Raw genomic sequence first — 14,953 nt, forward strand, 5'->3', positions numbered from 1 at the left:
ATGCTGTCCGTTGCTGGTCTCGCGTTCGCCGGTGGTGTCTTCGCCGGCCCGATCGCCGCCCACGCCAACCCCGTCGACGCCAAGCCCGTCGCCGCCGTGCAGACGGCAGTGTCGAAGCCGCAGGGCAACCAGTCCCACATCAGCCTCAACGACGAGCAGACCGCCAACGCCAAGGCGATCATCGCCGCCACGAAGAAGGCCGGCCTGCCCGAGCGCGCCGCGGTCATCTCGATCGCCACGAGCCTGCAGGAGTCGAAGCTGGAGAACCTCGGCCACCTCGGCGACATGAACGACCACGACTCGCTGGGCCTGTTCCAGCAGCGCCCCTCCAGTGGTTGGGGCACCCCGGAGCAGATCACCAACCCCGAGTACTCCACCACCGCGTTCCTCAAGGGCCTGCGTCAGGTTGACGGCTGGCAGGACATGCCCCTGACCCAGGCCGCGCAGACCGTGCAGGTCTCCGCGTACCCAGACGCCTACGCCCAGTGGGAGCAGCAGGCCACCGACCTGGTTGCCCAGCACTGGAACAGCTGACCCACCGCACGACCCGACCGACTGGCCGGCACCCGAACCCGGGTGCCGGCCATCGGCATATCCAGCCCCCCGCCCACTGACCTGGCCACCACGCCGAGTCGGGTGCCGGCTAGCGGCGTAGCCAGCCCCGCCGAGTGACCGGCCGACCCCTCACATCCACGGGCGCAGCCCGCCGAACGGCATCGTCGGCCCGTGTGACGGTGAATCTTGGACAGTTTCCGTTCGGCCCTAACGGAAACTGTCCAAGATCTCGCCCGACGCCCGACGCCCGACGCCCGACGCCCGACGCCCGACCGCCGACCGCCGACCGCCGACCGCCGACCGCCGACGGGCGGCGGGCGGCGGACATCGGGCGGCCGGTCAGGTGCCGGCCGTTGGTATGCCCGGCCCGTGACTGACCGCCGATCGGCATGCCGACCTGGGCGGCGCGTGGGCCCGACCGAAATGCCGGTCTGTGTGGCACATCGATCCGACCGGCATGCCGACCTGGGCGACGCATGAACCCAAGCGGCATGCGGTGCCTCGACCCGCGCAGCGCCTCGACCCGCGTAGCGCCTCGACCCGGGCGGCGCCTCGACCCGGGCGGCGTGTCGACCTGCGCGGCGCGCGTGCTCCCGGGATTTTCAGTCGTGGTGGCCGCGGAGGATGTCGATCAGCGCGGCGACCAGCGCGAGCGCGATGATCCCCGTGGCGAGCAGTAGCGATTTCTCGAAGGCCGACGTCCAGTTGCCGCGACTGTCGGTGAGCGACGAGAAGAACATCGACCCGACCGCGGCGATGCCGGCCGCCGCCCCGATCCGCTGGCCGGTCTGGAGCATGCCGGCCCCGCTGCCTGCCTGGGGAACGGGCACCTGGGCGAGGGTGAGTGTCTGGTTGGGGGCGATGACCAGTCCGCTGCCGATACCGGCGACGAGCAGCGGCGCGGCGGTGACCCAGGGCGCCGGGGCGTCGGGCGCGAGGCGCAGTGCGAGCACCGTGGCGGCCAGGCCGACCACCACGCCGAGCAGTCCGATGGCGACCAGGGGACGGCCGAAGCGGTTGACGACGCGTCCCCCCAGCGCGGACGCGGCGGCGGACCCGAGCGCGAACGGGGTGATGGCGAGACCAGCGACGAGCGCGCTGTAGCCGAGCCCGTTCTGCAGGAACAGGGTGAAGATGAAGAAGATCGCGGTGAACCCACCGAAGTAGACCAGCGCGATGAGCGATCCGAGTGTGTACGACTGGAAGGTGAACAGCCGCAGGTCGAACAGGGGTTCGCGGTGCCGCGCGTACCACCGTTCCCACAGCCCGAAGGCGACCAGCACCGCCAGGCCGGCCGGGATGAGCGCCCACTTCCACGGCGTACGCCACTGCTGCTCCTGTACGAGTGGCAGCAGGATCAGCACCACGCCGACGCCGAGCAGCAGCACACCGACCGGGTCGAGTCGGCGTCGGCCGGGCTGCCCGGCGGGTCGACCGGGCAGCAGCCGCCACCCGAGGATCACCGCGACGATGCCGACCGGCACGTTGACGAAGAAGACCCACCGCCAGCCGTGCTCCTCGCCGCCCAAGGCGATGAGCAGCCCGCCGAGCAGCGGCCCGACGGCGGTGGAGATGCCGATGGTCGCGCCGAGCAGACCGAACGGACGGGCTCGTTCCGGCCCGCGGAACAGCTGTTGGATCAACCCGATCACCTGCGGGTTGATGATGCCGGCGGCGGCGCCCTGGAGCAGCCGGGCGGCGACCAGCCAGGTGGGGGACGTGGCCAGGCCGGCGAGCGCGCTGGTCAGGGTGAACAGCGAAATGCCGAAGACGAACGCGTTGCGCCGCCCGCGGAAGTCACCGAAGCGGCCGGCCGGTACGAGCACCAGCCCGAAGGTCAGCGCGTACCCGGAGAGGACCCACTGCAGGTCGCTCGGGGAGGCGTGCAGCGCGCGGTCGATGGACGGCACCGCGACGTTGACGATGCTCACGTCGAGCAGCGTCATGAACGCGGCGACCAGCCCGACACCGACGGCCTGCCAGCGTCGGCGGTTCTCGGCCGCGTCGACCGGCTGCGGCTCGTGCGCCGCGCTCATGCTGCCCCCCGTTGACGGTCGATCATGCATCCCTGACCGCTACCCCGGCAGGCGGGGGCCAACCGTCGGAGGTCACGCCATCTGACGGGCGCAGAATCGGGGGCCGAAGTCGAGGCCGGCCATCGGCGAGTCCTCGCGGTGCAGCAGGCCCTTCTGGGTGAGTTCGTGCAGTGGGGTGTGCACCTGCTCCTCGGTCAGACCGGATCCTTCGGCGATCAGGTCCGGATAGGGCACCTGGCCACGTGCTTCGAGGGCGGTGACCGCCTGGTACACGCGCTGCTCGATCTCCGACAGCTGAACCCGCTGCATGATCTCCTCCTCTGCTCGTCCGCTCCCGCGCGGACGGTCGCGTCACGTCGGTTACCCCCTGCCTGACCGAAGATGCCCACCCGATCGGGCGTTTGGCAGCTCGCCGTGCCCGGGCCGCGCAGCGGAGGGTGCCCTAGGCTGCAACCGTGATCGTCTGGGATCTCGTCGTCGTCGGCGCCGGCCCCGCCGGGCTTTCCGCGGCACACGCCGCGGCCCGCGCCGGCGTTCGTACGCTGGTTGTCGAGCGGGCCGCGCACCCGCGGTACAAGACGTGTGGCGGTGGCCTGATCGGCACGTCGCTGGCGGCCGTGCGCGGCCGCATCGAGGTGCCGGCGCACGACCGGGTGGACCGGGTGACGTTCACCCGCGACGGCCGGCGGGAGTTCACCCGCCGCAACGGCAGTCCGGTGGTGACCATGGTGCGCCGCGAGGAGTTCGACGACCGGCTGCGCGCGGCGGCGGTCGCTGCCGGCGCGCAGATGCGGGAGCAGGTCGCGGTCCGCGCGATCGAGCAGGACCCCGAGGGGGTACGCCTGCGGCTGGCCGACGGTACGACGCTCACGGCCCGCACGGTGATCGGCGCGGACGGTTCCTCGGGGGTGACGGCCCGACACGTGGGTGTGCGCTACCGGCAGGTGGACCTGGGGCTGGAGTTGGAGGTGCCGGTGCCGCCCGCCGAGCAGGAGCGCTGGCGCGGGCGACTGCTGCTGGACTGGGGGGCGATGCCGGGCTCGTACGCCTGGGTGTTCCCGAAGGGCGACCGGTTGACCGTCGGTGTGATCGCGGGCCGGGGGGCGGGGGAGGGGACGCGCGCCTACCTGCGGGAGTTCGTCGACCGGTTGGGCCTGACCGGGCTGCCGGCGGAGCACGACTCGGGTCACCTGACCCGTTGCCGTGCGGAGGACTCCCCATTGCGCAACGGCCGTGTGTTGGTGGTGGGGGATGCCGCCGGGCTGCTGGAGCCGTGGAGCCGCGAGGGCATCAGCTTCGCGCTGCGCTCCGGGGAGATGGCCGGCGCGGCGGTCGCCGACGGTGATCTGGCCGGGTACGAGCGGGCAGTCACCGAGGGCCTGACGCCGGAGATGCGGGCGGGGTTCCGGCTACTCGACCTGTTCACCCGCCGCCCGGAGGTCTTCCACGCTCTGTTGGCGACCCCGCCGGGTTGGCGGATGTTCGTCCGTTTCTGTCAGGGTCGGGCGAGTTTCGACGATATGCTGCGACGTCGACCGGTCCGGGCGGCGCTCGCGGTGCTGGACCGGCTGCCCGCCCCGCGCCGGCCGGCCGCCAGCATCCACCCCTGAGCAACAGCCCGGCGGTCCGCAGGCCCGCCGGCCCGCCTCGCCTGCGCCAGCCCGCTCGACCGTCCCTGCCGACCGCCCCTGCCGACGGCGCGTTGCCTCAGGCCATACACCCAGGATCCTAGGATGCCTTACGCGGTGTGTCGGGCCGCACCCGACGGTCGAGGGGACTGTCAACCGACAGACCGGTGCTGTGGGCCGCCCGCCGTCAGACAATGGCAGGGCAGGAGGGGGTGCCGATGGCCGAGCAACCGTTCACCGAGGACGAGTACGCGTTCCTGCGCCACATCCGGTTCGGGGAGTTGCCGCCCGCCGTTCGCCCGGACGAGCGGGTCGCGCTGACCGAGACCGATCCCGGGCGGGACCGGCCGGAGAAGGCCGAGGACCCGATCCGCTGGAACGTCCAGGGCTGAGACTGGAACGTGCAGCGCTGAGAGACGAGCAGGCGGGCCGGGGTGTCGCCACCCACGGCCCGCCGACGTTCTGCGATCAGAAGACCGGCGCGCCCTCGCGTACCAGTCGCCAGTTGGGCTGGAAGAAGTCGGCCGGGTTGATCGTCCCCTTGGCCTGCGCCCAGTCGATGAGCAGCTGGCGGATCTCCTGCTGCGCGTTGTAGACCTGGGTCTTCACGATGCCGGGGAAGTTGCCGCCGCCGCTGCGCCGGTAGTTGTTGACCGCCATCACGAACTGCGCGTCGTCCGCCACCGGGGTGTCGGTGCCGGGCAGCACCAGCCGGGTGATCCGCTGGCCGACCGGCTTGGAGATGTCGATGTCGTAGTCCAGGCCGGAGAGCGCGTCGTAGTTGTAGTCCGGCACCGACGGGTCGTTGATCTGCTCCGGGTCGACCGGTGCGCCCGGGGCGAGGGTCCGGAAGTACTTCGCCGAGTACTCCAGGTACGCGCGCACCTCGGCACCGCTGAGCACGACCGCTTCGAGCGTGTTGTCGAACACGTACAACCCGGCCACGTCACGGATCTTGACGTCGCCGGCGGGGAAGACCGCGGTACGGCTGAACGGAGAGGCCTGCGACAGCACCGGCAGGCTGGCGTACTGCGTGCCGGCCAGCGCCTTCGTGACGGTCTCGGCCTGGACGTGGTTGATGAAGTCCAGGATGGGGGTGTCCTTGTACCGGGACTCCACCGTGGACATCTCCACGGTTGCCTGGGCCACCACCTGGTTCACGTACGCGATGGTCTTCTGGTGTTGGGCCCGCACGGCGGCGAGCACCTTCGGGTCCTCGGACACCGTGTTGGTGTTCAGCATGGTGGCGGCCTTCTTGGTGATCGTCCAGCGGCCATGCTCACGGGCGAGGGTGAAGTCCATCCGGGTGAGCCGCTGGCCCCACTTCGACGGCTCGGAGAGCAGCACCTGCGCACCGGTCCGCTCGTTGGTGACGAACCGCTCGACCACCTCGTTGTGGGCGTGCCCGAAGAGGATCGCGTCGATCCCCGGCACCTGCTGGGCGATGAGCGCCACCGGGTTCTCGTTCGGCAGCTCCGGGCCGTAGCTGGAGGTGCCGCTGTCGCCGCCGTGGGCGGAGATCAGCACGAGGTCCGCGCCGCGGGCCCGCATGATCGGCACCCACTTCGCGGCGGACGCCACCATGTCGTCGAAGCGCAGCCTGCCCTCGACGTTGCCCTTGTCCCAGATGGCCACGCCGGGGTTCGTCAGGCCGAGGATGCCGACCCGCAGGGTCGGCGCCGCGAAGCCGAGGGAGACCTTCTTGATGACGTACGGCAGGAAGGCGGGCTTGCCGGTCTTCGCGTTGATCGCGTTCGCGGCGAGCGCCGGGAAGCCGAGCTGGCGGATCCACAGGTCCAGCAACGGCAGGCCGTAGTTGAACTCGTGGTTGCCCAGCGTCACGGCGTCGTAGTCGATGACGTTCATGGCCCGGGCCATCGGGTGCTTCTCGCCGGTGGCGGTGATCGGCTCCTGCTTGGCGTAGTACGTGGCGAGGGGGGTGCCCTGGATGGTGTCGCCGGCGTCGAGGACCAGGGTGGCCTTGCCGCGCCGCTCGGCGCGGATCTGGTTGATCAGGGTCGCCAGCTTCGCGACACCGATGTCGTTGTGCTTGCTGTCGTCGTACTCGGCGTCGCGGTAGTAGTCCCAGTTGTAGACGTTGCCGTGGGTGTCCGACGTGCCGAGCAGCGTGAGGTCCCAGGTGCGCGACCGGGTCGCGCCCGCCGCCTGCGCGGGGGCGGCGGCGATCAGCGGGGCGGTCGCCGCCGCGGCGGCGACGGCGAGCACCTGGCGACGCGACGGACCGGATCCAGAGGTCATGACGTGCCTTTCCATGGGGGTGGACGCGCCTCGTGAGCGCCTCGCGCACCATAGCCAGCGCCTGTCACTTGCGCCACGCCAGCCCCGGTTTTCGCAGGCCGTCGCAGGGTAGGGCGCTCTCGACGAGGTCGCGGGGGAGCAGCCCGCACGGTGCGAGGAAGAAGAAGTACGGGTTCGCGGGCGGTGGCGTCAGCGGGGCCAGGTGGTGAAGCGGTGGCGCACCCGGGCGACGTCGTCGGCGTCCAGGCCGTAGCGGCCGAAACGCTTGTCGGACAGCCGGTCCAGGTAACGCCCGGCGGCCCGTACGTCGGCCGGGTCCAGCGCGGGGTCGACCTGCCGGGCGAGCATCAGCAGTTGCGTCACGTCGTAGTGCTCCAGGGCCGCCGCCACGTCGATGAAGTCTCGGACCTCGCGCCGGTTGACCAACGCCGCGATCTTGTTGGCGACCAGGTCGCGCACGTCCATCACCGGGCCGAGGTCCATCACCACCGGGCTCTGCTGCCGGTCCAGCCGGGCCAGGCTGAGCCGGATCTGCCGCCCGTCGCGGCTCACCACGAAGTCCTTCATGTCCTGGCCGTACCCGTCGAACAGATCGGCGAGCTCGCTGTCCGGGTCGGCGTCGGTGACGGTGAACCCGGCCCGCTCCAGCGCCACGCGCACCCCGGCGGTGGCCGCCGCGGCAGCACCCTCGACGTCGGCGAAGAGGTCCACGTCCTCGGTCGGCCGGGCGACCAGGCCGTGCGCGGCCCAGGCCACCCCGCCACCCAGCACGAACCGGTACGGCCCGGCGGCGGTCAGCGCCACCCGGGCCACCTCCCGGTAGAACTCGTGCAGATGTGGTGCGATCACGCCGCGCGCAGGCCGCGGTGCCGGCTCTCCCAGGCGAGGCGGACGCCCCGGGGCAGGTTGAGCAACCGCCACACCCGGCGCAGTGTCCGCCCGTTGATCAGGATGCGCAGGTCGTCGGCGCTGGCGGTCTCGCGCAGCACGTTCTCGTACATCCAGAGCAGCTGGTCGGGGTCGCCGAGGTCGAAGGTGCGCTCGGCGTTCCACATCAACCGCACCGGCAGCTCGACGACGCCGCGGGTGGGGCCGGTGAGCTCGGTGAGGGTGCGCGCCACCACGGCCGGACGACCCGGGCGGGCCAGGAAGACCACGCCGGTCGCGGTGGGCGAGACGGCCTGCATGCTGTCAGGGTAACGCCCGCCGGTCCCGGTGTCGCTCAAGCGACCTTCCTCGGCCTGCGCGCACGTCCCGGCGTGGTTGAGGAGAGCTGCCGGATAACCGAAGGCTCGCCCGGTTCTTCAGGGCTAGGGTGGCCGCTTCCCGGTGTCATCTGAAGGGACTCGCGGTGAGCGGTTCGTCAATGTCGTTCGAAACCGCCCGCCGAATTCTCGGCAAGCACGACGCGGGGTGGAGTGAGAAGGTCGGCACCCTGCTGGGATTGGCGGCTCTCGGCAGCGGCGGCGCTGGCGCCCTGCTGCCGGCGATCAGCGCCGCGTGGGGATGGATCGACCAGAAGAACGAGCTGGTCCAGCAGATCACGATGGCCGTCGAGCGTTTCCGTGACCGTACCCTTCGGCGCGAAGGGTCGGGAACGGCACGAACTGATCGCGGCCGCGCACACCGCGGTGGTGGCGGGCGCGTTCTTCACTGCCCTGAACGAGGTGGTGGGCAAGGGGTACTCGAGCCTCCGTCTCACCGAGGTCGAGAAACAGAAGATGGTTCCCGGCGGTGGCGCTGTCACGCACGACACCATCGTTTCGTACCTGCTGGGGGTGGAACTGCCGCTACCGTGGGCGGGCTGTGGGTTCGAGGCCAACCTGATGGCCTCGGTGATCCCGTTCTACGAGTCGATGACGGAGCGCTGTCTGGGTTTCTTCCGGGGCCTCGCCGCCTGGGAGAAGATCGAGGTTGACCTGGGCTACCAGTTCGGGCATTTGATCCAGGCGCGCATCGTCGACAGCGCGATCAGAACCTACCGCGACGACTACCGTCGACTGGCCGCCGACGTGCCGGAATTCGGCATGTGGGCGTTGCTGGACCAGATCGGGTTCGTGGCGGCGACCCAGGAGGCCGCGCACCGCACGTCCGTGCAGTTCCAGCAACGGTCGCTCGCGCTCATGGAGCAGCTCCTCAACGACCTGCCGTACCTGCCGAACAGGCAGCACGGACCCGACCGGACGATCATGGCGCAGCGTAACCGCCATCTCCTGTCGGAGCCGATCGCCCAGGTCACCGAGATGGATCAGATGTCGGGCCTGCGGATGCCGACCACCGAATCGGGTTACGTAAATCCGCACTTCCAGTGGGCCGTCACCGACGGTCAGTCCCGTACCTGAGAGGAGGAGTGGTGGAAGCAGCAGCGGAACGGGCACCGGCTGGATCATTTTCTCGCCGCGTACTTCGCCTCGGCTTGCAGCGCGGAGCGCCCGCTGGTGATTCTCGGTCATCCGGGCGCCGGAAAGTGTGCGGTGGCGTCAGCTGTCCGACGCCAGTCAGGACGTCACCAGAGTGGTCCTCCTGGACGGTCTGGACGAACTGATGCAGGCCACCGGCGCGACCGAGTCCGGCTTCCTGCACGAGGTGCAGGAGTTCCAGGAGAAGGAGGCGTCGATCGGTTCGCCGGTCGCCGTCGTGGTGACCTCCCGTACCGTCGTCGTCAACATCGCGAACATCCCGGCCGGCTCGCTGGTGATCAAGTTGCGCGATTTCGACCGCGAGCAGGTCGGCGCGTGGGTCGACATGTGGAACGAGGTCAATCGGGAGCCGATCGCCAACGCGACGGTCAAACCGCTCGCCGCGGACACCGTGTGGTCGATGGGCGAGCTGGCCCGTCAGCCGCTGCTCCTGCTCATGCTGGCGATATTCGGGGCGACGGACGACCCGCCGGTGGACGGCGCCGGTCAGGTCACGCAGGGGCAGCTCTACCAGTGGCTGCTCAACGGCTACGTGAGTCGTGAGGTCACCAAGGCGCCCCGGCCGGCGGGTCGACCGCTGGAGGGCGACGAGGCCGCCGCCCAGGCGGACCGCGAGCTGTGGCAACTCGGAATCGCGGCTTTCGCCATGTTCAACCGGGGGCAGCAGTCGGTCAGTGGCCAGGACCTGGACGCCGACCTGGCGCCGATGCTGCTGTCGTCGGCCGCGTACACCGGGAACCGGAAGCGGTTGTCCCGCCCGCTGGACCCGGCGATCCGTACGATCGCCCGGTTCTTCTTCATCCACGCGGCGGACGTCAACAGCAGTCTCGTCACCGGCAGCAGCTACGAGTTCCTGCACGCGACGTTCGGTGAGTACCTGATCGCCTACCACGTGTTGCATCAACTGGACGGCCTCGCGAACGCGCGGCGATACCTGCCGGTCGGTCAGGAGTGGACCGATGACCAGTTCATCCGTTCCAGCCAGGAGCGCGAGACGTTCGGCCGGTTCCGGGACTACAACCCGTCCGGGCGCAACCTGCTCGGCCGGGTCGCCGCCTACCTAGGAGGATCGTCCGGCCCGGTGATGAGTTGTCGCGCCCGCACCCGTCATACCTGCGACGGGACACGACGAGACGGGAGCATGACGTGACGAGTGCGCACACGGAGGAGCAGATGGGTGGGGTCGACGAGCCGGCCTTCGCAGGGCTGGCGGGTCGGCACCGGCGGGAGCTGCACGTGCACTGCTACCGGATGCTGGGGTCGTTCGAGGATGCCGAGGACGCCGTGCAGGAGACGTTGCTGCGCGCGTGGCGGCGGCGGGAGACCTTCGCGGGGCGTTCGTCGTTCCGGGCCTGGCTGTACCGGATCGCCACGAACGCCTGCCTGGACCTGCTCGCCAGGCGCCGCCCGGAGCCGGCGACCGGCGGCGAGGTGCGGTGGTTGCAGCCGTACCCGGACCGGCTGCTCGACGAGCTGCCGGCGGGCGACGCGGACGAGCCGGAGACCGTCGCGGTCGCGCGGGAGACGATCGAGCTGGCGTACCTGGTGGCGGTCCAGCACCTCGCGCCGCGCCCCCGGGCCGTGTTGATCCTGCGGGACGTGCTGGGCTGGCCGGCGAAGGACGTCGCGGAGCTGCTCGGGGACTCTGTCAACTCGGTGAACAGCGCGCTGCAACGGGCCCGCGCCGGCATGCGCGAGCACCTGCCCGCCGAGCGGCAGGACTGGACCGGCGGCGAGGAGGACGCCGGGACGCGCGAGCTGGTGCGCCGCTTCACCGACGCGAGCGTGGCCAAGGACATCGACGCCCTTGCCGCCATGCTGCGCGACGACGTCCGCTGCTCGATGCCGCCCACTCCCGGCGTCCACGTCGGCCGCGACGCGGTGCTGAACGACTGGGTCCAGGATGGGTTCGCCGACCTGGGACGCCTACGCGCCGTCCCGACCGCCGTGAACCGGCAGCCCGCCGTCGCCTTCTACCTGTGGCGGGAGTCCGAGGGCGCGTACCTGCCGCTGACCATCGACGTCCTGCGCGTCACCGGCGGGGCGGTCGCCGAGATCGTCATCTTCCACGACGACCAGTTCGCGCGGCTCGGGCTGCCGCAGCGCCTCCCGGCGGACGGTGCCAGGTGAGCGCCGCGGCCCCGGCGTCGGGCCGGACCAGCCGTACCCACCGACTGCGCCGGCTCGCCGGTGTCGGGCTCCTCGCCACGCTGGTCGCGGTGCTGGCCACCACCGTCGCCGCCGCGCTCGCCCGGGCCGCCGGCGTCGACTTCGCGGTCCCCGCTGGTGGCGAGACGATCCCGACACCCGGGTTCGCCGTGGTGACCGGCGTCTTCTCGGTCGTGGGCATCGTCATCGCCGCCGCTCTGCTGCGGTGGAGCGTGCGCCCCGCCGCGCGATGGGTGTGGACGGCGGTGTCGCTGACCGCGACCTCGTTGGTCGCGCCCCTGCTCTGCGGGGGCAGCGCCGCCACCATCACCGCCCTTGCCGGACTGCACCTCGTTCCCGCGGCCGTGATGATCCCCGCGCTGAGATGGAGCCTGCGCACCGAGTGACGGTGCCGCGACGCCACCCTCTCGATTAGCGAAGACTCCTCATCTGACTTATGTTCGTGAGGTCGCTCGCGTGGGAGGGGGTGTCGGGGATGGGTCTGCGGACGTTCATCGAGGGCTGGCCGGTGTATCGGCAGCTCACCGGCACGGACCCGTTGGGCCGGGGCGCGGCGGCGAAGTCCGCGCGCTCGGCTGGCCTGACCGCCCGCACCGAGACCGCCGAGAGCGTGGCCCGGTCCGTCTGTCCGTACTGCGCGGTGGGGTGTGGTCAGCGGGTGTACGTCGCCGACGGTCAGGTCACGCAGATCGAGGGTGATCCGGACAGTCCGATCTCGCGAGGTCGGTTGTGTCCGAAGGGTTCGGCGAGCAAGAGTCTGGTGACCAGTCCGTTGCGGCAGACGACGGTCCGCTACCGGCGGCCGTACTCGACGCAGTGGGAAGACCTGGACCTCGACACCGCGCTCGACATGATCGCCGACCGGATCCTCGCCGCCCGCGAGCAGACCTGGGAGGACGTTGACGAGCAGGGCCGGCCGCTCAACCGGACGTTGGGGATCTCCAGTCTGGGCGGGGCGACGCTGGACAACGAGGAGAACTACCTCATCAAGAAGTTGTTCACGGCGATGGGGGCGCTGCAGATCGAGAACCAGGCCCGTATTTGACACTCCGCCACCGTCCCCGGTCTGGGGGCCAGCTTCGGTCGTGGCGGTGCGACGGATTTCCAGCAGGACATCGCCAACGCTGACGTCATCGTCATCCAGGGTTCGAACATGGCCGAGGCGCACCCGGTGGGTTTCCAGTGGGTGATGGAGGCCAAGCGTCGTGGGGCGAAGGTGTTCCATGTCGACCCGCGGTTCACGCGTACGAGCGCGGTGGCCGACGCGTACCTGCCGATCCGGGCGGGCACGGACATCGCCCTGCTCGGCGGCGTGGTGCGCTACATCCTGGACAACGAGCTGGACTTCCGCGAGTACGTGCTCGCCTACACCAACGCGGCGACGATCGTCAGCGAGCAGTTCAGCGACACCGAGGACGGCGACGGCTTCTTCTCCGGCTTCGACCCGGAGACCGGCAGTTACGTGCAGGACAGCTGGCAGTACGAGGGCCACGAGGGCTCCTCCGGCAGCGGGCACACCGCCCAGGAGCGTGACAACGCCGCGGGGTTGGCGCACGAGTCGCACGGCGCGCCGGTGGGCGGACAGACCCAGCGGGACGAGACGTTGCAGCATCCGCGCTGCGTCTACCAGATCCTCAAGCGGCACTTCTCCCGCTACACGCCGGAAATGGTGGAGCGGGTCTGCGGCATCCCGCAGGAGAAGTTCCTCGAACTGGCCCAGGCGTGGACGGCCAACTCCGGCCGGGACCGCACCGGCATGCTGATCTACTCGGTGGGGTGGACGCAGCACAGCGTGGGCGTGCAGTACATCCGTACCGGGGCGATCATCCAGTTGCTGCTGGGCAACATGGGCCGTCCGGGTGGCGGGGTGATGGCCCTGCGCGGTCACGCCAGCATCCAGGGTTCGACGGACATCCCGACCCTGTTCAACCTGCTGCCCGGCTATTTGCCGATGCCGCACCACGCCGACCACCCGACCTTCGGCGAGTGGGTGGACAGCATCCGCCACCCCGGCCAGAAGGGCTTCTGGGGCAACGCCGAGTCGTTCGCCGCCAGCCTGCTCAAGGCGTACTGGGGTGACGCGGCGACGCCGGAGAACGACTACTGCTACGGCTACCTGCCCCGACTGACCGGTGACCACGGCACCTATCAGCAGGTGCTGGACATGATCGACGGGAAGATCAAGGGGTACTTCCTGCTCGGGCAGAACCCGGCGGTGGGCTCGGCGCACGGCCGGGCGCAGCGCCTGGGCATGGCCAACCTCGACTGGCTGGTCGTGCGGGACCTGTTCATGATCGAGAGCGCGACCTTCTGGCAGAACGGCCCCGAGGTGGCCACCGGCGAGATCGTGCCCGAGGAGTGTCGTACCGAGGTGTTCTTCCTGCCGGCCGCCTCGCACGTCGAGAAGGAGGGCACGTTCACCCAGACGCAGCGGTTGTTGCAGTGGCGGGAGAAGGCTGTCGAGCCGCCGGGCGACGCCCGCTCCGAGCTGTGGTTCTTCTACCACCTTGGGCGCAAGCTGCGGGAGAAGCTGGCCGACTCGACGCTGCCGCGTGACCGTGCGCTGCTCGACCTCACCTGGGACTACCCCACGCACGGTCCGCACGCCGAGCCGAGCGCCGAGTCGGTCCTGCGGGAGATCAACGGGTACGACGTGACGACCGGCCGTCCGTTGTCCAGTTTTGCCGAGGCCCGTGCGGACGGCTCCACCGCGATCGGCTGCTGGATCTACACGGGCGTGTACGCCGACGGCGTCAACCAGGCCGCCCGCCGCAAGTCCCGACACGAGCAGGACTGGGTGGCCGCCGAGTGGGGCTGGGCCTGGCCGGCGAACCGCCGCATCCTCTACAACCGCGCCTCGGCCGACCCGGACGGCAACCCGTGGAGTGAACGCAAACGCTACGTGTGGTGGGACGCGGAGAAGGCCGAGTGGACCGGCTACGACGTGCCGGACTTCGAGAAGACCAAGCCCCCGTCGTACCGGCCGCCGGCCGGCGCGGCCGGGCCGAAGGGGATCGCCGGTGACGATCCGTTCGTCATGCAGGGCGACGGCAAGGGTTGGCTCTACGCTCCCAGCGGTGTGCTGGACGGGCCGCTGCCGACGCACTACGAGCCGGTGGAGTCGCCGGTGCGCAACCCGCTCTACCGGCAGCAGGCCAACCCGACCCGCAAGTCGTACGCGCACCCGGTGAACTCGGTCAACCCGAGCCCGCCCGAGGAACACAGCCAGGTTTTCCCGTACGTGTTCACGGTCAGCAGGCTCACCGAGCACCACACCGCCGGTGGGATGAGCCGCACGGTGCGCCCACTGGCCGAGTTGCAGCCGGAGATGTTCGTCGAGGTGTCGCCTGAGTTGGCCGCCGAGGCCGGGTTGGCGCATCTGGGGTGGGCGCACCTGATCAGCGGGCGCGCGGTGATCGAGGCGAAGGTGCTGGTGACCGACCGGCTCACCCCGCTGCGGGTCGACGGTCGGATCATCCACCAGCTGTGGCTGCCGTACCACTTCGGTTACGAGGGTCTGGTCACCGGCGACTCGGCCAACGACCTGTTCGGCATCACCCTCGACCCCAACGTCCTCATCCAGGAGAGCAAGATCGGTACCTGTGACGTCCGGTCGGGCCGCCGGCCCACCGGGACGGCGTTGCTCGACCTGGTCGCCGACTACCAGCGGCGGGCCGGGATCACACCGGGCGGACACGCGCCGGCCGTCACCACCGACCAGGACGTGGAGGGGCGCGATGGCTCCTGACCCGAACAGCCTCTACGGGCCGCTCGATCCGGCGCCGGACGCCGGCTATGTGGACGCGCCGCCGCGGATGGGGTTCTTCACCGACACGAGCGTGTGTATCGGGTGCAAGGCGTGCGAGGTGGCCTGCAAGGAGTGGAA

At 70.5% G+C, this 14,953-nt stretch carries 14 protein-coding genes and 1 pseudogene; 9 read left to right on the top strand and 6 right to left on the bottom strand.

Annotated elements, in window-relative coordinates:
* The coding region (locus ABZU53_RS30785) for a hypothetical protein (RefSeq protein ID WP_355069085.1) at nucleotides 1–534 on the top strand (534 nt) is incomplete at its 5' end.
* 623 nt (nucleotides 535–1,157) lie between these two features.
* Here ABZU53_RS30785 and ABZU53_RS30790 read toward each other — a convergent pair.
* Together ABZU53_RS30790 and ABZU53_RS30795 are read right to left on the bottom strand one after the other, a co-directional pair.
* The gene (locus ABZU53_RS30790; RefSeq protein WP_355069086.1) at nucleotides 1,158–2,591 is read right to left on the bottom strand and encodes an MFS transporter; all 1,434 of its coding nucleotides are present in this window, start codon (nucleotides 2,589–2,591) and stop codon (nucleotides 1,158–1,160) included.
* A gap of 72 nt (nucleotides 2,592–2,663) precedes the next feature.
* The gene (locus tag ABZU53_RS30795) at nucleotides 2,664–2,900 is read right to left on the bottom strand and encodes a hypothetical protein (RefSeq protein WP_354862434.1); all 237 of its coding nucleotides are present in this window, start codon (nucleotides 2,898–2,900) and stop codon (nucleotides 2,664–2,666) included.
* Between the two features lie 146 nt (nucleotides 2,901–3,046).
* Here ABZU53_RS30795 and ABZU53_RS30800 point away from each other — a divergent pair, with 146 nt between their 5' ends.
* Together ABZU53_RS30800 and ABZU53_RS30805 are read left to right on the top strand one after the other, a co-directional pair.
* Nucleotides 3,047–4,201, top strand: a complete 1,155-nt coding sequence (locus ABZU53_RS30800; protein ID WP_355069087.1) for a geranylgeranyl reductase family protein — start codon at nucleotides 3,047–3,049, stop codon at nucleotides 4,199–4,201.
* A 236-nt stretch (nucleotides 4,202–4,437) separates the two neighbouring features.
* Nucleotides 4,438–4,611 (top strand): hypothetical protein, encoded by a 174-nt coding sequence (locus tag ABZU53_RS30805; RefSeq protein WP_234591432.1) that lies wholly within the window; start codon nucleotides 4,438–4,440, stop codon nucleotides 4,609–4,611.
* A gap of 76 nt (nucleotides 4,612–4,687) precedes the next feature.
* Here ABZU53_RS30805 and ABZU53_RS30810 read toward each other — a convergent pair whose 3' ends face one another.
* From ABZU53_RS30810 to ABZU53_RS30825, 4 genes are all read right to left on the bottom strand, one after another.
* Nucleotides 4,688–6,478: a 5'-nucleotidase C-terminal domain-containing protein gene (locus tag ABZU53_RS30810; RefSeq protein ID WP_355069089.1), complete on the bottom strand. Its 1,791-nt coding sequence runs from the start codon at nucleotides 6,476–6,478 to the stop codon at nucleotides 4,688–4,690.
* A 189-nt stretch (nucleotides 6,479–6,667) separates the two neighbouring features.
* Complete coding sequence (locus ABZU53_RS30815) at nucleotides 6,668–7,327, bottom strand: nucleotidyl transferase AbiEii/AbiGii toxin family protein (RefSeq protein ID WP_354862427.1); 660 nt, start codon at nucleotides 7,325–7,327, stop codon at nucleotides 6,668–6,670.
* Nucleotides 7,324–7,665, bottom strand: a complete 342-nt coding sequence (locus ABZU53_RS30820; protein ID WP_354862426.1) for a hypothetical protein — start codon at nucleotides 7,663–7,665, stop codon at nucleotides 7,324–7,326. The genes ABZU53_RS30815 and ABZU53_RS30820 overlap by 4 nt, the downstream gene beginning before the upstream one ends.
* A 176-nt stretch (nucleotides 7,666–7,841) precedes the next feature.
* Nucleotides 7,842–8,132 (bottom strand): hypothetical protein, encoded by a 291-nt coding sequence (locus ABZU53_RS30825; protein ID WP_355069091.1) that lies wholly within the window; start codon nucleotides 8,130–8,132, stop codon nucleotides 7,842–7,844.
* Here ABZU53_RS30825 and ABZU53_RS30830 point away from each other — a divergent pair.
* From ABZU53_RS30830 to ABZU53_RS30855, 6 genes and pseudogenes are all read left to right on the top strand, one after another.
* On the top strand, nucleotides 8,113–8,820 hold the full coding sequence (locus tag ABZU53_RS30830; RefSeq protein WP_355069093.1) for a hypothetical protein: 708 nt from the start codon (nucleotides 8,113–8,115) through the stop codon (nucleotides 8,818–8,820). The genes ABZU53_RS30825 and ABZU53_RS30830 overlap by 20 nt on opposite strands.
* A 172-nt stretch (nucleotides 8,821–8,992) precedes the next feature.
* A complete protein-coding gene (locus tag ABZU53_RS30835) occupies nucleotides 8,993–10,048 on the top strand; it encodes a hypothetical protein (RefSeq protein ID WP_355069095.1) in 1,056 nt (351 codons plus the stop codon).
* Nucleotides 10,045–11,028, top strand: coding sequence for an RNA polymerase subunit sigma-70 (locus ABZU53_RS30840; protein ID WP_355069096.1), 984 nt, complete (start codon nucleotides 10,045–10,047; stop codon nucleotides 11,026–11,028). The genes ABZU53_RS30835 and ABZU53_RS30840 overlap by 4 nt, the downstream gene beginning before the upstream one ends.
* Nucleotides 11,025–11,453 carry a DUF6069 family protein gene (locus ABZU53_RS30845; protein WP_355069097.1) on the top strand — a complete coding sequence of 143 codons (429 nt, stop codon included), beginning with the start codon at nucleotides 11,025–11,027 and terminating at the stop codon, nucleotides 11,451–11,453. Before ABZU53_RS30840 ends, ABZU53_RS30845 begins: the two co-directional genes overlap by 4 nt.
* A gap of 89 nt (nucleotides 11,454–11,542) precedes the next feature.
* On the top strand, nucleotides 11,543–14,815 hold the full coding sequence (gene fdh / locus ABZU53_RS30850; RefSeq protein ID WP_355069099.1) for a formate dehydrogenase: 3,273 nt from the start codon (nucleotides 11,543–11,545) through the stop codon (nucleotides 14,813–14,815).
* A pseudogene (locus ABZU53_RS30855) lies at nucleotides 14,805–14,953 on the top strand (4Fe-4S ferredoxin); the annotation flags it as partial. The gene fdh and the pseudogene ABZU53_RS30855, both read left to right, overlap by 11 nt.

Origin of the sequence: Micromonospora sp. NPDC005194 (assembly GCF_040608335.1) — a bacterium.
GTDB lineage: Bacteria > Actinomycetota > Actinomycetes > Mycobacteriales > Micromonosporaceae > Micromonospora.